Origin of the sequence: Variovorax paradoxus, from assembly GCF_030815975.1 — a bacterium.
Taxonomy (GTDB): domain Bacteria; phylum Pseudomonadota; class Gammaproteobacteria; order Burkholderiales; family Burkholderiaceae_C; genus Variovorax; species Variovorax paradoxus_N.
On the sequence record NZ_JAUSXL010000002.1, the window covers coordinates 3,220,237 to 3,241,706 of the forward strand.

Below are 21,470 nucleotides of genomic sequence, written 5' to 3' on the forward strand. Positions count from 1 at the left end.
GGCCGTTTGACGACGGACCTGACGATCAGTCCAGCCGGACCATCGGGCAGGACAAGACCATTCGTTCATCGCGAGGCGAATGGCGCCAGCCGGGCAGGGCGCGCTTCTGGTAAGCCTCGAGCGACTGGTAGCCCTGCACGCTCCAGCCATAGGTGCTGATCTGCTCCGCCTCGATCACCTCGTAGCGACACTGCCGGCTGCGGGCATCGAGGCGAAAGGTGATGCGGCCATGGTCCGCGGCAAGGTCTTTCTCCAGCACGCTGTAGCGGGTGGGCTTGCAGATGCTGAAGCTCGAATTCCATTCGATGGTCTGCGTTCGAACGTACAGCCCGCCCGAACATGCGCGCCCCGTGCCGCTGAACACTGCCGTGAAGGGTGCGCCGGCGATGGCCGTGCCGGTGCCAACCAGGGCAAGAAAGGCCAGTACGGCCACCCTGCGGTTCTGCATGCGATCTGCTCCCGTGTGTTGCGTCCCCGGTGCCCTCGCGATCTTAAGGTTCGCGGCCCCGCCCGGTGGTAGTCTTGCCCCCCGATGAACCTCCGCACCAAGATCGTCGCATTGGCCGTTGCACCGCTGCTGGTTGCGCTGGTGCTGGTGGCCCTGGCCGTGCGCCACCAGGAGCATGACCTGGCGCAGCGCGAGCGTGCACTCATCGAAAAAAGCCACATGGACCAGCGGCGCAGCGAACTGCGCAGCTATGTGGACCTTGCCGTGAGCATCGTGCGGCCGCTGTACGACGCGGGCCGGGACGACGAGGAAACCCGCAGCGAAGCCCTGCGCCGACTGGCTGCGCTCGACTACGGCGACGACGGCTACTTCTTCGTCTACGACATGCAGGGCCGCTCGCTCATGCATTCGCGCCAGCCCGAGCTCGTGGGCCAGAACCTCTGGGACATGCGCGACTCCCGCGGGCGCTTCACCATCCAGGACCTGATCGCGGGCGCGCGTGCGGGCGGCGGCTACGTCGAATACGAATGGCGCAAGCCCTCCAGCGAGCAGATGGCGCCCAAGCTCGGCTACGTGACGGCGCTGCCGCGCTGGAACTGGATGGTCGGCACCGGCCTGTACCTGGACGACATCGAAACCACCATGCAGGCGCTCGACCGCCAGATGAGCGCCAACGTCACCACCACGCTGCTCTGGATTGCCGGCATTGCAGCGCTGTGCCTGGCCGTGGTGAGCGCCACCGGGCTGCTGCTCAACCTCAGCGAGCACCGCACGGCCGAGGCCAAGCTGCGGCTGCTGGCGCGGCGCGTGGTGCAGTCGCAGGAAGAAGAGCGCGGCCACCTCGCGCGCGAGTTGCACGACGGCACCAGCCAGACGCTGGTGTCGGCCAAGCTGCTGATCGAATCCGCGGTGGACGCGCTGGACCGCGAGCGCCAGCCCGCGCCGCCCGCATTGAGCAAGGCGCTGCAAAGGCTCAATGATTCGCTCGTCGAGGTGCGCCGCATCTCACATCGCCTGCGGCCGGCCCTGCTCGACACGCTCGGCCTGCCTGCCGCGCTCGAACGCCTGGGCGACGAATTCGCCGAAGAGGGCGCCATCGATGCGTCGATCATGATCGAGGGCGAGGCCTTCGAACTCTCGCAGGAGGCCAAGACCGCGCTTTTCCGTGTCACGCAGGAGGCGCTCACCAACGTGCGCAAGCATGCCCAGGCGCACCGCGTGCACATCGCGCTGGGCTTCTCCGACGAGGAAGGCGTGCGGCTTGCGATCGGCGACGACGGCACCGGCTTCGACGTGGAGGCGATGCAGCTCGATGCACGGCGCGGCATCGGCCTGCGCAACATGCGCGAGCGCATGGAGTCGATCGGCGGACGGCTGAACGTGCAGTCCGGTGAAGGCGGAACAACCATCGTGGCCGAAGTGCCGGCGCGCAGCGCGAGGCCTGAACCGGCATGAAGAAAGACGCCGCCCCGATCCGCCTCTTTCTCGTCGACGACCATCCGCTGGTGCGCGATGGCCTGCGCGCGCGGCTGGGCGCCATGCCCAACCTGGAGATCGTCGGCGAAGCGGGCAGCGCAGCCGAGGCGCTGGCGCTCATCGAGTCGCTCAAGCCCGATCTGCTGCTGATGGACGTCGGCATGAAGGACATGAACGGCATCGACCTGGCCGCGCTGGTGCTGCAGCGCCATCAGCCCGCGCCGCACGTGGTGATGCTCAGCATGTACGACAACCCCGAATACGTGCAGAAGGCCCTGCAGGTGGGCGCGCGCGGCTATGTGCTGAAGGACGCGCCCGCGGCCGAGATCGTCGCAGCCATAGAGGCCGTGTCAGGTGGCGGCACCTTCCTGAGCCCGGCCGTCTCGAAGAAGCTGTTCCGCAACCAGGCGCCCAGGCCGCTGCTCACGCCGCGCGAAAGCGAGATCCTTACCGCGCTGGGCCGCGGCGAATCGAGCAAGCAGATTGCGCGCGACCTGGGCCTGAGCGTGCGCACGGTGGAGGCGCACCGGCAGAGCATCAAAAGGCGGCTGGGCATCGAAGGGCAGGCGGAACTCATCAAGTATGCGGTGGAGCATGCGCGGGAGTTCGGGCAGGGCTGAGTTGCACTGCCTTGCCAAAGCTCTTGTCCCAACCCATCACAATCATCCAGACCCTGTTCGCATGTCCGACCTTCCCCACAGCCCCGCCGCCGAGCGCAACAAGCAGCCCATTCTCGAGGCATTGACCCGCATCCTCGGCGAAGGCGGCACCGCGCTGGAGATCGCATCCGGCACCGGCCAGCATGCCGCGTGGTTCGCCGCAGCAATGCCCCAATGGATCTGGCAGCCGACCGACGCCGATGCACGCATGCTCCCGGCGCTTGCAGGCCGAGTCGCAGAAGCCGCACTCCCCAATCTTTGTGCGCCGCTGCTGCTCGACGTGATGTCGCCTCGATGGCCGTCGCAGGGACCGGCGTTCGCTGCGGAAGAAAAGTTCGATGCGATCTACTGCGCCAACATGCTGCACATCGCGCCCTGGGCCGCATGCGCCGCGCTGATGCAGGGAGCCGCGCGGCATCTGCTTGCCGACGGATTGCTGATCACCTACGGGCCCTACTTCGAAGAAGAAGCCGCAGCGGCGCCGAGCAACCTGGCGTTCGACGAAGACCTGCGCGCCCGCAATCCAGCATGGGGCATACGCCGCCTGGAGGATGTGGTGGCCGAGGCAAGCCACTCAGGGCTTGTGTTGCGCGAGCGGCATGCGATGCCCGCGAACAACCTGCTGCTGGTCTTCGGCCGCTGAGGTCAGCGCACGCGGGGCACCGCAGTCGTCAGCAGCACCAGCGCCTGGTTCAGCGTCGAGGCCGCGAACCGTTCTCCTTTGGAATGCCCGATCCGCACCACGATGAGATCATGCGACGGAATCACCAGCACGAACTGGCCGCCGGCGCCGAGCATGTAGTAGGCCGACGCCGGCATCGCCAGCGAGCTCATTCCGTTGATCCAGAAGAAGCCGCCGTAGATCGGGCGCTTGTCCGCGGCCCAGGCCGGTGCCACGCTGCTCACGAATTTGACGAAGCCCTCGGGAAGAATGCGCTCGCCATTCCACATGCCGTCCTGCAGATAGAGATTGCCCAGGCGCGCCCAGTCGCGCGCCGACATGAAGTCGTAGCCCTGGGTGAGAAAGTTGCCGTAGGGGTCGGTCTCGATCACCATCGAGCGGATGCCGATCTTGTCGAAGAGCGCGCGCTGCGGAAACGAGAGGTACTCCTCGCCGCGCTTTTCCACCGCGAGCCGCACCAGGTAGTTGGCCAGCACCGGATCGGTGTTGCGGTAGCGGCCCACCGCGCCGGGCGGCCATTGCTGCGGCCGGGTGGCGGCGTAGTTGAAGGCGTTGATGCGGCCCGTGTAGTAGTAGACGTGATCGGGGTAGGTGCCGTTGGGGTCGAAGTCCGGATCGTCCGGCGCCTTGATGCGCAGGCCGCTCGACATCTGCAGGATGTCGGAGATCCTGATCTGCTGCCGCGCATCGCCGGTGCCTTGCCACTCGGGAATGGGCGCTGGCTGGTCGAGCTTGTACACGCCCTGCTTGATGAGCACCCCCATCATCGTGGCCACGACGCTCTTGCCCATCGACCATGATTCGAGCGGCGTCGCCGCGCCGATGCCGTTCATGTAGCGCTCGGCGACGATGCGGCCCTTGTGCGTGACCACGAAGGCAGATGTGTAGGCCTCCGGCACGCCGAACGCGGCATCGACGGCCTGGTTCACCTTGGCCATGTCGACTTCGGCTGGCGGCGGATCGCCCGGCAGCACGTCGCCCATCGGCCACGGTTGGGTCGCGGGGTCGGGCAGCGTGCTCCTGGCTTCGACGGGCGTGAAGAGAACATCGTCCCGGCCGGCCGGCAATGTGACGCAGCCCTGCGAACCGAAGTGGCGCGCCACCAGCGTCGGGCCGTTGGGAATCGAGATGCGAACCTCTTTCTTCACGCGGTCGACCACGGGCTTGCCGACGTTCTTTCGCTGGTCATAGGGGCCCACGAAGTAGCCGAGGCTTTCAGCGGCAACGTCGGGGTCGATGCCGGTGATGAACACTGCCGAGCACATCGTCTTGGCATAGCCGGAGGTGTGGTGCTCCAGCACGTTGCCGGGCGGCGGCACGTAGGGCGTGTTGAGCTCGAGGGCCCGCGCGCGGGCAATGAGCGCCTCGCGTTCCGGCAACTGCGCCGTGGTGGGCGGCAACGGAGCGCCAATGCCGACCCCTCCGCCACCTCCACCCCCGCCGCCACCGCAGGAGGCCAATGCAGTTGCCAGGCCCAGGGCCGCGGCAGTTGTGGTGAGGGAACGGCGGATCGAGTGCTTCATTGGCGGTCCTTGGGTCGTCGCGATGGTCGACTGCGGTACGCAACCTTCGACACCGGCGGGATTGTGGGTGAATCCCGTGGGGGCGCCTAGCGCTTTCAGGTGAGGCGCACGCGATGTAGCTCCAAGGTTCTCACCCTTCGATTCGATGGTCGAAGAGTCCCGGCATCGTGTTTGCCTGCAGAACGCAGCAATAGTTCACGGTCAGAGGAGACAGTCTGTGTGGACGTAGCCTTTTGGGTGGCTGGCAGCATGAGCTTGAGTCGATAAGATGCGGCGGACTCACGGTAGTCGATGGTCAGTTCGCTGGACCAAGCTAGATAAGCATAGATAAGCACAGGAAGGAAAAAACAGATGCCACTTCCCGAAATGGCAAAGCCGATATCGTTCGAAGCGATATGGAAGAACTACCCGAGTGATGACCCTTGCGTGAACCCTCGCACGGGAAAGAAGGCGTATGACGATCAATGCGCAATACGGGTCGGCATTGCTTTGGAAAAGTCTGGTGTCAGTTTCAAGACATTTCCTGGACCACGTTGCGAATTTGGGCCTTCCGGAAACGGAATGGTGCTGCGCGCGACCGAGTTGGCCAACTGGCTGATGCATCGTCCATTCGCTGGCTGTCCAGATGCGGAAACACATCAGGGAAACAGCTTCGACAAGAGTCTTTCTGGTCGTACGGGCATCATCTATTTCGAGGACTACTGGTTGCGCACCGCTGAGGCCAAGCTTCCCACTGGAGATCACATCGATCTGTGGGATCGGAATCGACTGTCACCATCGTGGACGACGTTCCTTCGCTTCTCCCTCGGCATTGATACCTTTCGATCACCGTGGAGCGGCAACGGATACCTCTACTCTGATCTGCACGCGTCACGTCGAGTTGTCTTCTGGCCGATCAGCTGATGAAGCGTCCGATCTTCACTCTGTGCGGGGCTTTGCTCGGCGTCGCTTTGTTTCTGGGCCTGCCAATCCTCTTTTCACTCGCGTTTCCAGGTACAGGGATTGGGCATCACGGCGAGGATGAAGCCGCTCGGATGCTGCGCGTGTATGTCCTCATGGGCGGTGCGGCCTCTGCCGCGTTGGGTGGTTGGGTCGGCGGCGTCGCCGCGACGAGTCCACGTCGGGCGCTTGGAATGCTTGCTGCCATTGCAGCCGCCAGCGTTGTCTTCGGCATCGTTCCGATTCAATTACCGATGAAGCCCGAGAACGCGATGGCTGTTGGAATTGGAGCCTGGACCATCGTCAGTGCAGGTCTCGCAGCGTTGGTGGCACGCAAGAAGAGCGAAACCACTGCGTAGTGCCCACGCTTCAAGATGCTGGCGCATTGGCGCCGCATCCTTGGTGTGCCAGCTAGCGGCACATCTCGTACCCGCCGGTCTCCAAGTGGAAGTGGTCGCTGTGCGCGGCGTTGTAGTCGGGGCCCAGCACCCCATTGAAGAAACGGCAGGCGCCACGGTGCGCATCGCGCAGCAGCAACGCCGCCGGATCGTCCGGGTCCGCAGCGCCGGCGGCACCGTCGCGGGGCCAGGCTTGCAGCACCGTGATGCGGCGGCCGTCGGCCAGCGTCAGGCCGGCGACGTCCAGCGCATCGGCCGTTGCGTGCCGGCTGCGCGAAGCGCCCGGCACGGCGCCTTCGCCACGGTTCACGTTGCGGCAGGCATAGCTGCCGAGGTGCTCGATGGCCGCTACCGGCTGGCCAAAGCGCTGCCTGGCGGCCGGCTGCAGCGCGTGCCGCTCCCACATGAAGAAGGACAGCGCCATCGGGCAGCTCAGCGAAGGCGCGGTGCCCAGGCGCACGCCGGCCGAGCGCAGCCTGACGGCGTTCTCGAAACCGCAACCCGGGCCGGTGACGCGGTCGGGCAGCAGGTCGTACTGCATGCCGGTTTGCGCCAGCGCCGCAAGGCAGCGCGCCGGTTCGCGGCGGGCCCGCGAGAGCTTGAAGCCGGTCAGCCAATCGGGCGGCGCCGCGACGTCGAGCGGCGCCCACGGGTTGAAGCGCTCGGGAATCTCGACGGTGCCGGTCGCCACGGCCCACGCACCCACGGCGAGCGTGGCGCACACCGCGGCAGTGCCGAGCAGCCAGCGCTTGCGGCGCGACGGCGTGGGCTTCACCGGATGCTCAGAAGGATCCAATGCCATGGCCTCGATGCAATGCCAGACAGGGCGCCATGTCTGAGATCTTCTTCAGGGCCGCGTTGCGATGAGCGGATCCAGCTCGGCCCGCACGCGCCTTATCGCCACTTCGTGCCGCAGTGTCTGCGCTCCGCGTCCATAAGTCATTGCCTTGCGGATCAGGCGAAGCTGCTCGCGCTGCAGCTGCGTCTTCAGGCGCCTTGCCCGCAGGCCGAAGGTCCAGCCCATCTCCCGGCGAATCCTGTAGCGCAGCAAAGGCGCGCCCAGGCGGATCCACTCGTCGTCGCGGATCAGCTCGCGCTCGGGCACGAAGTAGGCCGCCAGCGCATGCAGGTAGGCGCCGTTCTCGCGCGCGGCAACCCGCCAGAAGAGGCCGGCCGCAACCATCGCGGGAATGCCCTTGACGGCGAGCAGCACCGCCATGTCGCCGTAGCCGCCGTCGAAGAGGTCTTCGAGCCACGGCGAGTTCCAGATGAAATGCATCGCCCACGCGAGCGCGAAGCACAGCACGGCGCAGGCGATCCTCGCCGCCATCGGGCGCTCCGGATGCAGCAGGAACCAGGCGACGCCGAAGGACGCGATCGTCGTGTAGGCCGCGTGGCTCCACAGCCCGCTCAGCAGCCCGCGCGTCAGCAGGTTGATGAGCACCGGAGACACCTGGTTCTCGAGCGGAAAGTGCATGGAGGCGTTGACGGTGTAGGTCAGGTTCTCGACCACCTGAAAACCCAGTCCCGCCATGGCACCGACGATCAGCACCGACAGATAAGTCTGGAACTGGTTGCGCGCCACCAGCACCAGCAGGATGACGCCGGCAATCTTCAGGAACTCCTCGGTGATCGGGCCCGCGATGGCCGGCCCCCAGAGCGCCACGAAATCCGGTGACACCAGCTTGGCGCACAGGCTTTGAATCGCGATGTTCGCGGGCGCGGCGAAGTAGACGGCCCCGAGCCCGCCCCACGCAAAGGCCAGCACGAAAGCTTCCGGCGGGTGCTGCTCGAGCAGGTCCAGCGCGCGAAAGACCAGAAGAAAAACCAGCGTGTAGATGCACCACACCAGAATGCCCAGCAGGGCCGTGACGGGGACCACGCGGAACCCCGTCGAGAACATGCCGGCGGTGTAGAACAGGCCGTTGACGATCAGCGCCGCCAGCAGCCAGAAGGCCGCGCGCTGCGGCTGGAAGAACGAATCGGTGCCGATCGGCCAGTCGCCGCGGTCTTGCTGGCCTTCGAAGGCGGGCGGTGTCACTGCGGTGCCTCCAGGTCCATCGATTCCAGCATGCGCCGGGCATCGGCCATCGCTTCGTTCAGGCCCTCGCTGGCGCCGTAGCAATCGATCTGCACGAGCGATCGGCGCTGGAGGTCGACCACCTGCCAGAAGCGGCCGGCCAGCTTCGATCCGTAGTACGCAAAGGTCTTGCCCTGCAGGCCCCACGAGGTGACGAAGTCGGACACGTCGCCATCGATGCTCAGGCGCTGGCCGCGCTCCATGAGCCTTTGCTGCCGCATCAGCGGACCGTCGGGTCCGCCCGCCCATGCACGCGTGGTCACCAGGAACTTGTGGCCGCCCTTGAACAGCATCAACGACTGGCCGGCGCGGGAGCGCGACACGTCCATCTCCCATCCGCTGGCGGGAACGAACCTGGCATGGCCGACGGCCACCGTTTCCCCCGCGGCCAGCGGCCGGCTGCCGGGCGTGCGGCTGTCCCAGAACGTCAGGCCGCCCACGTAGGCGGCAATGGCAAGGAGCACCGCGAGCGCGCCTGGCCAGGTGCGGTACGGTATGCGGCGGGATGGCTCGGGCATGCGTTGATCGTGCCATACTGAAAAACATGAAAAAGTCGGACGCGAGCCACGACCAGCCGGCATCGGAGCTCATCTCGAAAAGAATTGCCGAGCTCGGCGGCTGGCGCGGCGAAACGCTGGGCCGGATGCGCAAGCTCATCCAGCAGGCCGATCCGGACGTCGTCGAGGAGTGGAAGTGGATGGGCACGCCGGTCTGGTCGCACGGCGGCATCATCTGCACCGGCGAGTCCTACAAGGACAAGGTGAAGCTCACCTTCGCCAAGGGCGCGTCCCTGCCGGATCCGGCCCGTCTCTTCAACGCGAGCCTCGACGGCAACATGCGCCGCGCGATCGACATCCACGAAGGCGGAGCCGTCGACGAGGCTGCCTTCAAGGCGCTCGTGCGCCAGGCGGTGGCGCTCAACGGTGCCGGCAAGCCGAAGGCTGCGAAGAAGACGGCCAAGTCCTGACGCAACCACATGCCCGACGCATCCGCGCCCACGCCACGTCCCCGCATGCCGCTGCTGCTTCTTCGGCTGCTACCGATCGGCGCCTGCCTGCTGGTGCTGGGCTGCGCGGGCCCGCGGGCACCGCAGCCCGTGACCGCCTACGGGCCTCCCGTGCTGACGGCCGAGCAGTCGAGCAACGTCGCCATCCACGCGCTGGGCCTCGTCGGCACGCCGTACCGCTATGGCGGCAACACGCCCGAGGGCGGCTTCGATTGCAGCGGACTCATCGGCTACGTTTACAGGAACAGCGCGGGCCAGGCCACGCCGCGCACGGTGGTGCGCATGGCCGGCTTCGGCCGCCCGGTGCCCACGTCCGAGCTCCGCTCGGGCGACCTGGTGCTCTTCGGCGCGTCGACGCCGTCGCATGCGGGCATCTATGTGGGAGCGGGGCAGTTCGTGCATGCGCCATCGACGGGCGGCGAGGTGCGGCTCGACCGGCTGGACGGCATCTACTGGTCGCGCCAGCCGATGCAGGCGCGTCGCCTTTAGGCGCTTGAAAAGCGCCACTCAATCCAACTCAACGGATCAGCGTAGTCATTGGTCTACAGGGATGCCTGCCTTGGGGCGGTCTGATCGGTGTGGCATGCTGTGCCGGTGTCACCGAACCTCGGAGAGGTCCCCATGAAAAAACTCATCGTCCTGGCCATTCTGGGCCTTGCCACCACGCTTCCGGCCCTTGCGCAGCGTGATCCCGACTCGTACGAGAACGACCGCCGCTACTGCGCCAGCGGCCGCTCCGGCGTCGACTTCAACACCTGCATGTGGCGCATCCAGCGCGACCGCGAGCAACGCTATGACCGCCGCGAGCAGCGCGCCTACGAACGCGAGCAGCGGCGCGAATACGAACGCCGCGAGCGCTGGGCCGAACAACCGCCTCCGCCGCCGGCCTATCGCCAGTGGGACGGCCCGCCCCCGGGCGAACAGCCGAGGCTCAGCGACATGCAGCAGCGCGCGCTGGACAACTGCAACCTGCTGGCACCGCGCGACCAGCCCCGCTGCCGCGCGACGGTGATGTCGACGGTGCGATAGGCCTGCCAACAGACCCTGGCAGGGTTTTCCATTACGCAAAGCCACGCACGCGGGCCGCGCGGTCCGACGGATGCGCCCGCGCGCCCCTGCGGCAAAACTCCCGGGTTCATTCCCAGGAGACATTCCCATGCACAGCATCCGCCGCCATCTGGTGTGGCTCGTCGTGGCCGTGGTCGGCGCATTCGCGCTCGGCACCGTGGCCCTTGCGCGCGGTGAAAGCGTCAACGCCCTCTGGGTGGTGACCGCCGCGATCTGCACCTACCTGATCGCCTACCGCTACTACAGCCTGTTCATCGCCGAGAAGGTGCTGGGGCTCGACGGCAACCGCAAGACGCCGGCGCACCGCCACAACGACGGCCTGGACTACGTGCCAACCGACAAGAACGTGCTGTTCGGCCATCACTTCGCGGCCATTGCGGGCGCCGGCCCGCTGGTGGGCCCGGTGCTCGCCGCGCAGATGGGCTACCTGCCCGGGCTGCTGTGGGTGCTGGCGGGCGTGGTGTTCGCGGGTGCGGTGCAGGACTTCATCATCCTGTTCATCTCCACCCGGCGCGACGGCCGCTCGCTCGGCGACCTCGTCAAGCAGGAGATGGGCACGGTGCCCGGCATGATCGCGCTGTTCGGCACCTTCATGATCATGATCATCATCCTCGCGGTGCTGGCGCTGATCGTGGTGAAGGCGCTGGCCGAATCGCCGTGGGGAACCTTCACGGTGGCGGCCACCATTCCGGTGGCACTGTTCATGGGCGTGTACCTGCGCTTCATCCGGCCGGGGCGCATCGGCGAGGTGTCGCTGATCGGCTTCGTGCTGTTGATGCTCGCCATCTTCGGCGGCCAGGCCGTGAGCCAGAACCCCGCATGGGCGCCGCTCTTCACCTTCGACGGCAAGGCGCTCACCTGGATGCTGGTGGGCTACGGCTTCGTGGCCGCGAGCCTGCCGGTGTGGCTGCTGCTGGCGCCGCGCGACTACCTGTCGACCTTCCTGAAGATCGGCACCATCATCGCGCTGGCCATCGGTATCGTGTTCGTCATGCCGACGCTGCAGATGCCTGCGCTCACGCAGTTTGCGCAGGGCGGCGGGCCGGTGTGGGCGGGCAGCATGTTCCCGTTCCTGTTCATCACCATCGCCTGCGGCGCGGTGTCGGGCTTCCATGCGCTGATCTCCTCGGGCACCACGCCCAAGATGCTCGACAACGAGCGCCATGCGCGCTTCATCGGCTATGGCGGCATGCTGGCCGAATCCTTCGTGGCGGTGATGGCGCTGGTGGCGGCGTCGTGCATCGAGCCCGGCATCTACTTTGCAATGAACAGCCCGGCCGCGCTGGTGGGCAGCACCGCACAACAGGCGGCGCAGACCATCTCGAGCTGGGGCTTCGTGGTCACGCCGGAGATGCTGGTGCAGACTGCAAAGGACGTGGGCGAAAGCACCATCCTCGGCCGCGCGGGCGGTGCGCCGACGCTGGCCGTGGGCATGGCCCACATCCTCCACCAGGTGATCGGCGGGCAGGCCATGATGGCCTTCTGGTACCACTTCGCGATCCTGTTCGAGGCGCTCTTCATCCTGACGGCCGTGGACGCCGGCACCCGTGCGGGCCGCTTCATGCTGCAGGACCTGCTGGGCAGCTTCGTGCCCGCGCTCAAGCGCACCGATTCGCTGCCGGCCAACCTGTTTGCCACGGCGCTGTGCGTGGCGGCCTGGGGCTACTTCCTGTACCAGGGCGTGGTCGATCCGCTGGGCGGCATCAACACGCTGTGGCCGCTCTTCGGCATCTCCAACCAGATGCTGGCCGCAGTGGCGCTGCTGCTGGGCGTGGTGGTGCTGTTCCGCATGAAGCGCGAGCGCTATGCCTGGGTGGCCATTGCGCCGGCCGCATGGCTTTTGGCGTGCACGCTCACGGCCGGCTGGCAGAAGATCTTCTCGCCCGATCCGAAGATCGGCTTCCTCTCGCATGCGGCCCGCTACACCGAAGGCCTGGCCAACGGCGTGCTGGTGGCGCCGGCCAAGACGCCCGAAGCCATGTCGCGCATCATCTTCAACGACCGGCTCGACGCCGCGCTGTGCGCGCTCTTCATGTTCGTGGTGCTGAGCGTGCTGGTCTACAGCATCAAGGCCTGCCTCGCGGCGCGCGCGGCCCATCGCCCGACCGCGCAGGAGACGCCGTTCGAACCGCTCGCCACCTCGGCGGCCCGCTGAGCAGGGCGCCATGGCTCTCGCATTGCCGGAAGCCGGGCGCTACTTCGCCCGCTCGCTCAAGCAGTCGCTGCGGCTCATGGTCGGGCTGCCCGACTACGACGCCTACCTGACTCACATGGCGGCCACGCATCCAGACCAGCCGCCGATGAGCTACGAGGCCTTCTTTCGCGAGCGGCTCGAGGCGCGCTACGGCGGGGGCAAGGGGCGCTGCTGCTGAAGAGGACAGCGGCGCCGCGCGCAAACCACGCGGCTTTGTTTACAATTCCGCGGTTCGCGCGAAGCGAACTTTTGTTGCAGGAACCCGGCCACGCGCCGGCGTGAACCGGGCAAAGGCACCCAACCCAGACTTTCTCCAGGCAGGGCGCATGCGGTTTCTCCATCCGATCGATGGAGCAGTTGCATGGCGCTTCGCGATTCAAAAAAATCGCCTGAGGAAATTCTCCATGTCCGTTCGCCCGCATGCCGCGCGTCTTCGCCTTCGCCGCACGCCGCTCTTCCTCGCCACCCTTGCCGCGCTGCATTGCGGGGCCCAGGCCCAGACCTCCGCCAGCACGCTCCAGGAGATCACCGTCACCTCCGAGCAGGAGCCCGGCTACGCCCCGTCGGTCGGCAGCACGGCCACCAAGGGCAGCGCGCCGCTGCGCGACGTTCCCCAGGCGGTCAACGTGTTGCCCGCGCAGCTGCTGCGCGACCAGGGCGCAACCTCCATGCAGGACGCGCTGCGCAATGCGCCCGGCGTTTCCTTCAACGCCGGCGATGGCCAGCGCGACCAGGTGGTGATCCGCGGATTCACCGCCATCGCCGACTGGTTCGTGGACGGCGTGCGCGACGACGCGCTCTACTTCCGCGACCTGTCGGACACGGAGCGCATCGAGGTGCTCAAGGGCCCCGCCGCCGTGCTGTACGGCCGCGGGTCGTCGGGCGGGCTGGTCAACCGCGTGACGAAGAAGCCGATCTTCGAACGCCCCTTCGGCGAGGTTTCGCTCGGCCTGGGCACTCACGACTTCAAGCGGCTCACGGCCGATCTCAACCAGCCCATTGGCGAGAACATGGCTTTCCGCCTCAACGTGGCGCGCGAAAAATCAGGCAGCTATCGCGACCAGCAGTTCATCGACCGCTACAGCGTCGCGCCCTCGCTGGCCATGAAGTTCAGCCCGCAGACCGACCTGCTGCTGCAGTACACCAACGCCTACGACCAGCGCCTGACCGACTTCGGCGTTCCGGCGCTCAACGGCCGCCCGGTGAACGTGCCCATCGGCACCTACTACGGCTCGGCTTTCGCGAAGCGCGACGACACCACCACCACGCGCGTGCAGTCCTTCACCGCCACGCTCAACCACCGCTTCAGCGACACGCTGAGCCTGCGCAACACCACGCGCTACTACAGCTACAAGCTCGACCGCTTCAACACCCTGCCCAGCGGCACCACCGACCCCGTGCGCATGACCGTGGGCCGCACCCGCGGCTTCGTCGACCGCGACGAGAGCGGCTGGTTCAACCAGACCGACCTGACATGGCGCAACGAACTTGGCGGCTTCAGGCAGGAATGGCTGGTCGGCGCCGAGCTGGGCAAGCAGGACAAGCGCCTGTACTCCGTGTCTTCCGCTACCGGCTTCGAGCGCGTGAGCATCCTGAACCCGGTCTCCGCGCCGCCGCCCATTCCGCTCGCAAGCTACCTGGCCAGCGGCGCGATTCCGAGCAACACCACCTTCAAGACGGCCGCGCTCTATGCGCAGGACCAGATCACGCTGGCGCCGCAATGGAAGGCGCTCGTCGGTGGACGCTACGACGACTTCCGCCAGGAGACCTCCTTCGAGCGCACGCTGGCGTCGATCTCGCGCACCGACCGCAAGTTCAGCCCGCGCGCGGGCTTGGTCTGGCAGCCGACCGAAGCACAGTCTTACTACGTGTCGTACAGCCGCTCGTTCCAGCCTTCGGGCGAGACCTTCGCGCTGTCGGCCAACAACGCCGCCAACGATCCCGAGATCACCGTCAACAAGGAGATCGGCGCCAAGCTCGACTTCCTGGACGGCGCGCTCAACCTCACGGCGGCGGCCTTCAATCTGGAGCGCTCGGGCATCAAGAACACCGACCCGGCCAACCCGGCGCGGCAGATCAACGTGGGCACGCAGCGCACCAACGGCATGGAGCTGGCGCTGGCCGGCAAGCTGCCGGGGCGCTGGGAGGTCAGCGCGGGCTATGCCTACCTGGACGGCCGCATGGTCAAGTCGCTGGCCACCGTGAGTTCGCTGCAGTTGCCGGTCGGCGCCGCGATGCCGGTGCAGGGCAAGGTGGCGCCGCTCACGCCGCGGCACTCGGCCTTCGTGTGGCTCATGAAGGACCTGGGCCATGGCCTGAGCGCGGGCGGCGGCGTGAACTACGTGGCCGCCCGCTATGCCTCGCTCAGCAACCTGGTGACGCTGCCTTCGTATGTCACGGCCGACCTGGCCGCGAGCTACAGGACCGCGCGCTACGAACTCTCGGTCAACCTGAAGAACATCACGGGCCGGAAGTACTACGTGTCCGCGCACGGCAGCGTCGACAACCTGATCATGCCCGGGCCGGGACGCGAACTGCAGGTGGCGCTGACCGCGAAGTTCTGAGCACGGCCGGGCCAGAAGGCTCAGGCGCCGGCTGAGCCTGCCTGCGCGAATTCCGGCTTCTTGCGGCCGGCGCTTGCTGCCACGATGGCCTCCACGCAACGCAATGGTGGAGAACATCGATGGCATCCGAATTGAATCAGATCGCAAGCTGGTCGCTGCGCTGGCGCATCGGCTTGGCGGGCGCGCTGTGCCTGATGGCGGCGCTCTGCGCGGCGCAGCCGCCGGACGAGAGCGTTGTCCTGCATGCCGAGCAGCGCTTTCAGTTGGCGCTGGAAGCACAGACCGCCCGCGACTACCCCTCGATGCTCGAGCAGCTTCGGCAAGCCGCTGCCGAAGACAGCGCCGCGGCGCAGGAGATGCTGGGCATGGTGCTGCTGGGCCGGGTCGACGCTCTATGGCTCCGCAGTCGAGGCCGACCGCTGCGAGGCCCGCCGGTGGATGCTTCGCGCCGCGTCGCAGGGCAGCGATACGGCCAGGGTCCAGCTCACTTTCCTCAACAGGCTGCGTCAATCTCCGGCCGGCAGGAACGCCTGCGACTGAGCCCGCATTCCGGCGGCCGTGACGCCTGGTTACCGCAGCGTGCGCGAGGATGCTTCCTCGGGCGATGAGGGGCTAGACTCTTCGTTTGCCAAACCCTCCGCTGCGAGGCCGACTCATCATGAAACCCTGGTTGATTTCCATGGCGCTAGCTTTTGCGGGCGCCGCCCACGGCGCCGAGAACTGCGAAGCCCTGCGCACCCAGATCGAAGCAAAGATCGCCGCGTCCGGCGTGACACGTTTCACTGTCACCACCGTCGATGCCAATGCAGAGGCCCAAGGACAGGTGGTGGGCAGCTGCGATCTCGGCAGCAAGAAAATCGTCTACCAGCGCGAAGGCGGGCCCCCGGCCGACGCCGCCCCGGCGCGCCCGAGCGCAGGCCCGGCCGACGAAGAGATATTGACGGAGTGCAAGGACGGCACGGTGTCCGTCGGCGGCGATTGCAAGAAGTAGGCAGGAGCCAAGCCTTGTCATCATCCAAAGCCTTTCGCATTGCACTCTCGGCCTCGGCCGCGGCCATTGGCGGCATTGCAGCGTACTGGACGCTCCTGGCCGCGCGGCAGGGACACATCCTGTTCAACGCCAGAAAGCTTCCGGTCGTCCATCTGTCCGACGACTTCTCCACCTACTCCCACACTGTTCCGGGCGGCATGGTGCGCGGCTATGTCTATCACCCGCAGGGCGAAGACGCGCTGCAGGACCTGTTCATCTATTTTGCCGGCCGGGGCGAGGACGTTCGCGCCACCGCGCAGGCGCTGCACTGGCTGCCGGAGGGCTTCGGATTTGCCGCGGTCAACTACCGGGGCATGGCCGATTCGCAGGGCCATCCCTCCGAGATCGCCTCCGTGGCGGACGCGATCCAGTTTGCCAATCACCTGCGCAAGGCCTTTCCGCAGGCGCGCCTGCATGTGGTCGGCCGCAGCCTGGGCACGGGCGTGGCCATCCAGCTGGTGGCGCAGCAGGACTTCGCCAGCCTCCAGCTGGTCACGCCCTACGACTCAATGCTCGAAGTGGCAAAGAAGCGCTTTCCGCTGGTGCCGCTGGCACTGCTGCTGCGGCACCGGTTCGACTCGCTCACGCACTGCAAGGAGGTGGCCGCCAAGACCCAGGTGCTGCTGGCCGAGCGCGATGACGTGGTGCTGCCCGAACGCTCGCAAAAGCTCATCGCGGCCTGGCCGACGCCCGTGAGCGTGCAGACCGTGTCCGGCTCGGACCACCAGAGCATCATGGGGATCGAGGCGACGTGGCTCTATCTGGTCGATTTTGCGTTGACGGCCATCCTTCCTGAACCGGTCGCAGCCTGAGCCCCTGGATACGCCTTCAGCCGGCAGCCAGGGCGGCAAACCCGCACCCGAGATCGTGCAGCAGATCCGAAGGCGCCTCGAGCCCCACGTGCAGCCGGATGACCGCGCCGCGCTGGTTCCAGTCGGTCACGCTGCGGGCCGCGCGCATGTCGGCCCAGGCCACCAAGCTTTCATAGCCGCCCCATGACGAGCCTCGGCCGAACAGCGACAGTGCATCGACGAAGCGCTCGACCGCGGCGTTCTCGATGACCGGCTGCAGCTCGAACGAGACGAGACCGTTGGTGCCGCGGCAGTCGCGCAGCCAGAGTTCGTGGCCCGGATGCTGCGGCAGCGCGGGGCAGAACACGGCCGCCACTTCGGGCTGTGCCTCCAGCCAGTGCGCCACCTCCATTGCATGCCGCTCGTGCATCTGCAGCCGCGCCGACAGCGTGCGCATGCCGCGCAGCACCAGCCACGCATCGTCGGGGCTCACCGTCATGCCGAAGGCGTCGCAGCGTTCGTTGAGCGGCTGCCAGGCTTCGCGCGTGGTGGCAACGGTGCCCATCATCACATCCGAGTGGCCCGAGAGGTACTTGGTGGCGGCCATCAGCGAGATGTCGGCGCCCAGCGCGAGCGGCCGGTATTGAACGCCCGAACCCCAGGTGTTGTCCGCGGCAACGAGCGCGCCGCGCGCATGGGCCAGTTCGGCCAGACGGGGCAGGTCGCACATCTCATAGACCAGCGAACCGGGGCACTCGGCATACACGAGCCGCGTGTTCGGCTCGAACAGTTGCTCCACGCCACTGCCGTCCGCGGCAAAGAAGGTGCAGCGGATGCCGTAGGGATCGAGGAAGGAATGCACCAGCTTGCGCGCCGGCTCGTACACGCTGTCCGACATCAGCACGTGGTCGCCGGGCTTCAGGTACGACAGCAGCACCATGCCGATGGCGGCAAGGCCGGTGGGAAAGAGGCGCGTGCGGTGGGTGCCTTCGAGTTCGCTCACCGCGTCTTCGAGCGCGAAGGTGGTGGGCGTGCCGCGTGCACCGTAGCTGAAGGCGCGCTCTTCGCCGCGCCGCGCGCGCGTCTCGCGCATGGCGGCCACGCTGTCGAACAGCACGGTGCTCGCGCGCACCAGCGGCGTGTTGACAGGCGAGCCGCCGAAGTAGGCCGGCGCCTTGCCGGTGTGGGCGAGCCGGGTGTCGAGGGAATGGCCTGCGGTGTCTTTGGACGAATCGGACATGGTGTGTTCCAGCGAGCGCGGGCCTCTATGGTGCGTCAATCCGCCTTCGCGCCCGAAAGCTTGACGATGCGCGACCAGCGCTCGATGTCCTGGCGCAGCTGCGCCGCAAAGGCTTCGGGCGTGTTGGCCACCACTTCGCTGCCGCCATCGTTCACGAGCTTGGTCACTTCGGGCAGGCGCAGCGTCCGCACGATGGCTTCGTTCAGGTAGGCCACGCGCTCGGGCGGCGTGCCGGCCGGCGCGAAGAAGCCGTACCAGTCTTCGAAGCGGGCATTGGCGTAGCCCAGCTCCTCGAGCGTGGGCACCTTGGCGAACACGCCGATGCGGCGCGGGCTGGTGACGGCCAGCACGCGCAGCTTGCCGTTCTGCACCATGCCCGCGACCGAGGAGGTCGAAGTCACGAGCACGTCGACCTGCCCGCCGAGCAGGTCGGTGAGCGCGGGGCCGGCGCCCTTGTAGGGCACGTGCGTCATGTCCACGCCGCTGTCCTTTTGCAGCACCACGCCGACCAGATGCGAGAGCGTGCCGTTGCCCGGCGTGGCATAGGTGAGCTTGCCGGGGCTGGCCTTGGCGCGCGTGGCCAGGTCGGCAAAGGTCTTGTAGGGCGAATTGGCTTCCACCACCAGCGCGAGCGGCGCCGCGTTGATCTGCGTGATCGGCACGAAGTTCTTGATCGGATCGAAGCCGGGCGCCGAGTAGAGCGAAGGGTTCACCGCCATGATCGACACCTGCGATGTGAGCACCGTGTAGCCGTCAGGCTTGGCCTCGGCCACCGACCTGGCGCCGATGTTGCCGCCCGCGCCGCCACGGTTGTCCACCACCGCGGCCTGGCCCATGATTTCCGGCAGCCGCGTGGTCACCAGCCGGGCCGTGGCGTCGTTGCCGCCGCCCGGTGGAAAGGGCGAGACGAACTTCACCGACTGCGAAGGAAAACCGTTGCGCGCCGGCAGCGGCTGGGCCGAGGCAGGCTGCAGGGCCATGGCCGCCAGCCATGCGGCAGCGATGGAAAGGCGGGCAAGGCTCGGAATGCGAAAGGCAGACGACATGACGGAACTCCTGGAATAGGAACTGACAACGACGAACGAACGAAAAAAGAGAAAGCCGAACTACGGGTGCCGCGCGGCGGAAGCGGCGGGCAGCCTGAAGGCCGAGCGCTCCTGCGCGTCGAGCTGCGCGACCAGGCCGGTCTCCCAGGCGAGGTAGCGGCGCGCCGCTTCCTTGTTGCCGTCATGGCGGTCGTGCACGAAGAACAGGTAGTCGATGCAGTCCGCATCGGCGGGCAGGGCGGGCGTGGCCTGCGCCGGCAGGCCGGCGCCGCGCCATGCGGCCATGCCGCCTTCGAGCAGCAGCGGCGCGGGCGAGAGTCCGGCCAGTTCGGACGCCGCGGTCCAGGCCGCGAGCGAAGCGTCGTCGGCCACCAGCACGAGCTGGCGCGTTTCGTTCTTCACGTCGTCGGCCAGGCGCGGGCGTATCGACCAGCGCGCCTCTGGAATGTGGCCGGCGCGGAACTGCATGCTCGGGCGCAGGTCGACCAGCGCCACTTCGTTGCGCTCGATGCGCGCCGCGAGGGCCTGCGCATCGATGCCGGCCAGCGCGGGTGCGGACGGCGCAGCGGCGGGCGCGAGCGACAGCCCGCTCGCGAGCCCGCCTTCGAGCACGCTCGCATCGTGGCCCATCTGCCGCAGCCAGTGCGCAGTGGTGGGCGCGCGCACGCCATCGTTGTCGAACAGCACGAGCCGCGCGCCGCGCACGCCGAAGTACTGGTCGCCGGCCTGCATCAACTGCCCGCCGGGCGTGTGCTGTGCGCCGGGCAATGTGCGGACCGCGAATTCCTCGGGCGTGCGCACGTCGCAGAGAAACAGGCTGCGGCTGGCATCGCCGGCCCACTGCTGAACGGTCTGCGCATTCACCGTGGGCACGCCGAAGCGCTCGGCCAGCGCCTTGGCGGCCGGGCGCAGGTCGGTATTGCCGCTGTCGTCCGCATAGCGCCGCGTGCCGCCGTGCTCCAGCGCGTGGTCGTTCAGGTACCAGCCCTGCGTGCCGTTCTCCAGCGCATAGACCGGGTTGGGGAGGCCCAGGTTGATGAGCGTCTGCGCGCCGATGATGCTGCGCGTGCGGCCTGCGCAATTGACGACGATCGGCGTGGTGGTGTCGGGCACCAGCCGGCGCACGCGGTAGGCGAGTTCGCCGTTGGGGCAGCAGGTGGCCGTGGGGATGTTCATCTTGTGGAACTCGCTCACCGGCCGGCCGTCGAGCACTATCACGTTCTCCTTGCGCGCCAGCATCTCGGCCAGCTGGTCGGCGCTCACGCGAGGCGTGTGATAGGCCTCTTCGGCCAGCTCGCCGAAGGTCTTCGAAGGCAGGTTGACGCCCGCGAAGAGCGCATGGCCCGCGGCCTTCCAGGCGCGGGTGCCGCCCTGCAGCACATGCACGTCGGTGTAGTCCAGCATGGCAAGGCGGCGGGCGGCGCGCTCGGCCACGTCGCTGTCGCCGCCGTCATACGCCACCACGCGCACGCTGCGGCGCGGCACGAGGCGCGGCGCATCGAGTTCGAGCCGGCTGAAGGGCAGCGGAATGCCATAGAAGAGGTGCGCCTCGCCGTACTGGCCATGCTCGCGCACGTCGAGCAGCGCGATCTCGCCGCCGTCGTGCAGCCAGGATTTGAGGGTCGTCGGATCGATGAAAGAGGTCATGGGAAGCAAGCCGTTGGAACGAACGCGGTCCTGCGAAGCCGCGCTCGGCACGGCCCGCATGAAAGAAGACGAGGTTGGAAGAGGTCCTAGCGGCGCGTCTGCACGCCGATGCCCATCGTCTGGTATGTGCCGGCCTCGAGGTCGTACGCGGTGCGCTGGTTCAGTGTTTCGAGCGCGCGGCCGTACATGTGCAGGTGCCGAATGACCTGGTCGCCCTGGATCTCCACCGAGTGGATGTCCTCGGGCATCAGCGCAATGCCCTTGCCGGGCGCAACCACCACCAGCGCGGTTTCCTCGAGCTTGCCCACGCCGGGCACCGAGCCGTCGTCGCGCCGCTCGTACACGCGGTTGTGCTCGGTGCCTTCCACCGCGGCAATGCAGGCCCAGGTGGTGTGGTTGTGCGGCACGATCTTCTTGCCCGGCCGCATCACGTTGAGGTAGAGCGCGTAGCTCTGGTCCGGGTCTTCGGCAATCAGGTAGCGGGATTGGTGCTCGCCGGCCTCGGGCGCCGGAAAGTCGGCGGCACCCCAGTAGTCGGTGCGCTCAGCCAGCCCTTGCAGCGCATCGAGCACCGCACGGAGCTTTTCGCGGGTGGGTTCAGCGCCGCCAATGGCTTTCTTCATGCGGGCAATGGACGCGGCGACCGCCTCGCGGCGTTGGTCGGACAGGGTGCTCATGC

Annotated in this window: 23 protein-coding genes; 14 read left to right on the forward strand and 9 right to left on the reverse strand. The window is 67.3% G+C overall.

What is annotated here, in order from left to right; translation table 11 throughout:
* Window positions 1–25 precede the first annotated feature (25 nt).
* Window positions 26–448, reverse strand: a complete 423-nt coding sequence (locus tag QFZ47_RS18900; RefSeq protein ID WP_307657074.1) for a hypothetical protein — start codon at window positions 446–448, stop codon at window positions 26–28.
* Window positions 449–532: 84 nt separating this feature from the next.
* On the opposite strand from QFZ47_RS18900, the gene QFZ47_RS18905 reads away from it, so the two are divergent.
* From QFZ47_RS18905 to QFZ47_RS18915, 3 genes are all read left to right on the forward strand, one after another.
* The gene (locus QFZ47_RS18905) at window positions 533–1,903 is read left to right on the forward strand and encodes a cache domain-containing protein (protein ID WP_307657075.1); all 1,371 of its coding nucleotides are present in this window, start codon (window positions 533–535) and stop codon (window positions 1,901–1,903) included.
* Window positions 1,900–2,544: a response regulator transcription factor gene (locus tag QFZ47_RS18910; RefSeq protein WP_307657076.1), complete on the forward strand. Its 645-nt coding sequence runs from the start codon at window positions 1,900–1,902 to the stop codon at window positions 2,542–2,544. The genes QFZ47_RS18905 and QFZ47_RS18910 overlap by 4 nt, the downstream gene beginning before the upstream one ends.
* A 61-nt stretch (window positions 2,545–2,605) precedes the next feature.
* Window positions 2,606–3,226: a DUF938 domain-containing protein gene (locus QFZ47_RS18915; protein ID WP_307657077.1), complete on the forward strand. Its 621-nt coding sequence runs from the start codon at window positions 2,606–2,608 to the stop codon at window positions 3,224–3,226.
* A 2-nt stretch (window positions 3,227–3,228) separates the two neighbouring features.
* On the opposite strand, the gene QFZ47_RS18920 is transcribed toward QFZ47_RS18915, so the two are convergent.
* Window positions 3,229–4,788 (reverse strand): serine hydrolase domain-containing protein, encoded by a 1,560-nt coding sequence (locus QFZ47_RS18920; RefSeq protein ID WP_307657078.1) that lies wholly within the window; start codon window positions 4,786–4,788, stop codon window positions 3,229–3,231.
* Window positions 4,789–5,139: 351 nt separating this feature from the next.
* Here QFZ47_RS18920 and QFZ47_RS18925 point away from each other — a divergent pair, with 351 nt between their 5' ends.
* On the forward strand, window positions 5,140–5,691 hold the full coding sequence (locus tag QFZ47_RS18925; RefSeq protein ID WP_307657079.1) for a type VI secretion system amidase effector protein Tae4: 552 nt from the start codon (window positions 5,140–5,142) through the stop codon (window positions 5,689–5,691).
* Window positions 5,691–6,086 (forward strand): hypothetical protein, encoded by a 396-nt coding sequence (locus QFZ47_RS18930; RefSeq protein WP_307657080.1) that lies wholly within the window; start codon window positions 5,691–5,693, stop codon window positions 6,084–6,086. The genes QFZ47_RS18925 and QFZ47_RS18930 overlap by 1 nt, the downstream gene beginning before the upstream one ends.
* Window positions 6,087–6,138: 52 nt before the next feature.
* On the opposite strand, the gene QFZ47_RS18935 is transcribed toward QFZ47_RS18930, so the two are convergent.
* The 3 genes from QFZ47_RS18935 to QFZ47_RS18945 are packed head-to-tail and all read right to left on the reverse strand — an operon-like array spanning window position 6,139 to window position 8,723.
* Window positions 6,139–6,927, reverse strand: coding sequence for an extensin-like domain-containing protein (locus QFZ47_RS18935; protein ID WP_307657081.1), 789 nt, complete (start codon window positions 6,925–6,927; stop codon window positions 6,139–6,141).
* Between the two features lie 45 nt (window positions 6,928–6,972).
* A complete protein-coding gene (locus QFZ47_RS18940) occupies window positions 6,973–8,166 on the reverse strand; it encodes a PrsW family intramembrane metalloprotease (RefSeq protein WP_307657082.1) in 1,194 nt (397 codons plus the stop codon).
* The gene (locus QFZ47_RS18945; RefSeq protein WP_307657083.1) at window positions 8,163–8,723 is read right to left on the reverse strand and encodes a hypothetical protein; all 561 of its coding nucleotides are present in this window, start codon (window positions 8,721–8,723) and stop codon (window positions 8,163–8,165) included. The genes QFZ47_RS18940 and QFZ47_RS18945 overlap by 4 nt, the downstream gene beginning before the upstream one ends.
* 26 nt (window positions 8,724–8,749) lie before the next feature.
* Between QFZ47_RS18945 and QFZ47_RS18950 the strand changes: the two genes are divergently transcribed.
* From QFZ47_RS18950 to QFZ47_RS18990, 9 genes are all read left to right on the forward strand, one after another.
* The gene (locus QFZ47_RS18950) at window positions 8,750–9,172 is read left to right on the forward strand and encodes a DUF1801 domain-containing protein (protein ID WP_307657084.1); all 423 of its coding nucleotides are present in this window, start codon (window positions 8,750–8,752) and stop codon (window positions 9,170–9,172) included.
* A 9-nt stretch (window positions 9,173–9,181) separates the two neighbouring features.
* Entirely contained in the window at window positions 9,182–9,700 is a 519-nt protein-coding gene (locus tag QFZ47_RS18955; RefSeq protein WP_307657085.1) for a C40 family peptidase, read from the forward strand.
* 132 nt (window positions 9,701–9,832) lie between these two features.
* Complete coding sequence (locus QFZ47_RS18960; protein ID WP_307657086.1) at window positions 9,833–10,240, forward strand: hypothetical protein; 408 nt, start codon at window positions 9,833–9,835, stop codon at window positions 10,238–10,240.
* Between the two features lie 127 nt (window positions 10,241–10,367).
* Window positions 10,368–12,434 carry a carbon starvation CstA family protein gene (locus QFZ47_RS18965; RefSeq protein ID WP_307657087.1) on the forward strand — a complete coding sequence of 689 codons (2,067 nt, stop codon included), beginning with the start codon at window positions 10,368–10,370 and terminating at the stop codon, window positions 12,432–12,434.
* A 10-nt stretch (window positions 12,435–12,444) separates the two neighbouring features.
* Entirely contained in the window at window positions 12,445–12,651 is a 207-nt protein-coding gene (locus tag QFZ47_RS18970) for a YbdD/YjiX family protein (RefSeq protein ID WP_307657088.1), read from the forward strand.
* A gap of 226 nt (window positions 12,652–12,877) precedes the next feature.
* Window positions 12,878–15,037, forward strand: coding sequence for a TonB-dependent receptor (locus QFZ47_RS18975; protein ID WP_307657089.1), 2,160 nt, complete (start codon window positions 12,878–12,880; stop codon window positions 15,035–15,037).
* 119 nt (window positions 15,038–15,156) lie between these two features.
* Entirely contained in the window at window positions 15,157–15,645 is a 489-nt protein-coding gene (locus tag QFZ47_RS18980) for a sel1 repeat family protein (protein ID WP_307657090.1), read from the forward strand.
* 50 nt (window positions 15,646–15,695) lie between these two features.
* Window positions 15,696–16,028 (forward strand): DUF1161 domain-containing protein, encoded by a 333-nt coding sequence (locus QFZ47_RS18985; protein ID WP_307657091.1) that lies wholly within the window; start codon window positions 15,696–15,698, stop codon window positions 16,026–16,028.
* Between the two features lie 14 nt (window positions 16,029–16,042).
* Window positions 16,043–16,879 (forward strand): alpha/beta hydrolase, encoded by an 837-nt coding sequence (locus QFZ47_RS18990; protein WP_307657092.1) that lies wholly within the window; start codon window positions 16,043–16,045, stop codon window positions 16,877–16,879.
* 16 nt (window positions 16,880–16,895) lie between these two features.
* Here the strand turns inward: QFZ47_RS18990 and metC are convergent, their stop codons facing one another.
* The 4 genes from metC to QFZ47_RS19010 form a co-directional block, all read right to left on the reverse strand.
* Entirely contained in the window at window positions 16,896–18,098 is a 1,203-nt protein-coding gene (metC, locus tag QFZ47_RS18995; protein WP_307657093.1) for a cystathionine beta-lyase, read from the reverse strand.
* 35 nt (window positions 18,099–18,133) lie between these two features.
* Window positions 18,134–19,144 carry a Bug family tripartite tricarboxylate transporter substrate binding protein gene (locus tag QFZ47_RS19000; protein ID WP_307657094.1) on the reverse strand — a complete coding sequence of 337 codons (1,011 nt, stop codon included), beginning with the start codon at window positions 19,142–19,144 and terminating at the stop codon, window positions 18,134–18,136.
* A gap of 60 nt (window positions 19,145–19,204) precedes the next feature.
* Window positions 19,205–20,791, reverse strand: coding sequence for a rhodanese-like domain-containing protein (locus QFZ47_RS19005; RefSeq protein ID WP_307657095.1), 1,587 nt, complete (start codon window positions 20,789–20,791; stop codon window positions 19,205–19,207).
* Window positions 20,792–20,877: 86 nt separating this feature from the next.
* Window positions 20,878–21,468: a mercaptosuccinate dioxygenase gene (locus QFZ47_RS19010; RefSeq protein ID WP_307657096.1), complete on the reverse strand. Its 591-nt coding sequence runs from the start codon at window positions 21,466–21,468 to the stop codon at window positions 20,878–20,880.
* Between the last annotated feature and the right edge of the window lie 2 nt (window positions 21,469–21,470).

Bases quoted from the DNA above. Each gene is read 5' to 3' on its own strand.
- QFZ47_RS19000 (WP_307657094.1), bottom strand. From the start codon at position 19,144: ATGTCGTCTGCCTTTCGCATTCCGAGCCTTGCCCGCCTTTCCATCGCT.
- QFZ47_RS18915 (WP_307657077.1), top strand. From the start codon at position 2,606: ATGTCCGACCTTCCCCACAGCCCCGCCGCCGAGCGCAACAAGCAGCCC.
- QFZ47_RS18910 (WP_307657076.1), top strand. From the start codon at position 1,900: ATGAAGAAAGACGCCGCCCCGATCCGCCTCTTTCTCGTCGACGACCAT.
- QFZ47_RS18920 (WP_307657078.1), bottom strand. From the start codon at position 4,788: ATGAAGCACTCGATCCGCCGTTCCCTCACCACAACTGCCGCGGCCCTG.
- QFZ47_RS18970 (WP_307657088.1), top strand. From the start codon at position 12,445: ATGGCTCTCGCATTGCCGGAAGCCGGGCGCTACTTCGCCCGCTCGCTC.
- QFZ47_RS19005 (WP_307657095.1), bottom strand. From the start codon at position 20,791: ATGACCTCTTTCATCGATCCGACGACCCTCAAATCCTGGCTGCACGAC.
- QFZ47_RS18925 (WP_307657079.1), top strand. From the start codon at position 5,140: ATGCCACTTCCCGAAATGGCAAAGCCGATATCGTTCGAAGCGATATGG.
- QFZ47_RS18930 (WP_307657080.1), top strand. From the start codon at position 5,691: ATGAAGCGTCCGATCTTCACTCTGTGCGGGGCTTTGCTCGGCGTCGCT.
- QFZ47_RS18955 (WP_307657085.1), top strand. From the start codon at position 9,182: ATGCCCGACGCATCCGCGCCCACGCCACGTCCCCGCATGCCGCTGCTG.
- metC (WP_307657093.1), bottom strand. From the start codon at position 18,098: ATGTCCGATTCGTCCAAAGACACCGCAGGCCATTCCCTCGACACCCGG.
- QFZ47_RS18905 (WP_307657075.1), top strand. From the start codon at position 533: ATGAACCTCCGCACCAAGATCGTCGCATTGGCCGTTGCACCGCTGCTG.
- QFZ47_RS18980 (WP_307657090.1), top strand. From the start codon at position 15,157: ATGGCATCCGAATTGAATCAGATCGCAAGCTGGTCGCTGCGCTGGCGC.
- QFZ47_RS18935 (WP_307657081.1), bottom strand. From the start codon at position 6,927: ATGGCATTGGATCCTTCTGAGCATCCGGTGAAGCCCACGCCGTCGCGC.
- QFZ47_RS18975 (WP_307657089.1), top strand. From the start codon at position 12,878: ATGTCCGTTCGCCCGCATGCCGCGCGTCTTCGCCTTCGCCGCACGCCG.
- QFZ47_RS18950 (WP_307657084.1), top strand. From the start codon at position 8,750: ATGAAAAAGTCGGACGCGAGCCACGACCAGCCGGCATCGGAGCTCATC.
- QFZ47_RS18900 (WP_307657074.1), bottom strand. From the start codon at position 448: ATGCAGAACCGCAGGGTGGCCGTACTGGCCTTTCTTGCCCTGGTTGGC.
- QFZ47_RS18965 (WP_307657087.1), top strand. From the start codon at position 10,368: ATGCACAGCATCCGCCGCCATCTGGTGTGGCTCGTCGTGGCCGTGGTC.
- QFZ47_RS18945 (WP_307657083.1), bottom strand. From the start codon at position 8,723: ATGCCCGAGCCATCCCGCCGCATACCGTACCGCACCTGGCCAGGCGCG.
- QFZ47_RS19010 (WP_307657096.1), bottom strand. From the start codon at position 21,468: ATGAGCACCCTGTCCGACCAACGCCGCGAGGCGGTCGCCGCGTCCATT.
- QFZ47_RS18960 (WP_307657086.1), top strand. From the start codon at position 9,833: ATGAAAAAACTCATCGTCCTGGCCATTCTGGGCCTTGCCACCACGCTT.
- QFZ47_RS18985 (WP_307657091.1), top strand. From the start codon at position 15,696: ATGAAACCCTGGTTGATTTCCATGGCGCTAGCTTTTGCGGGCGCCGCC.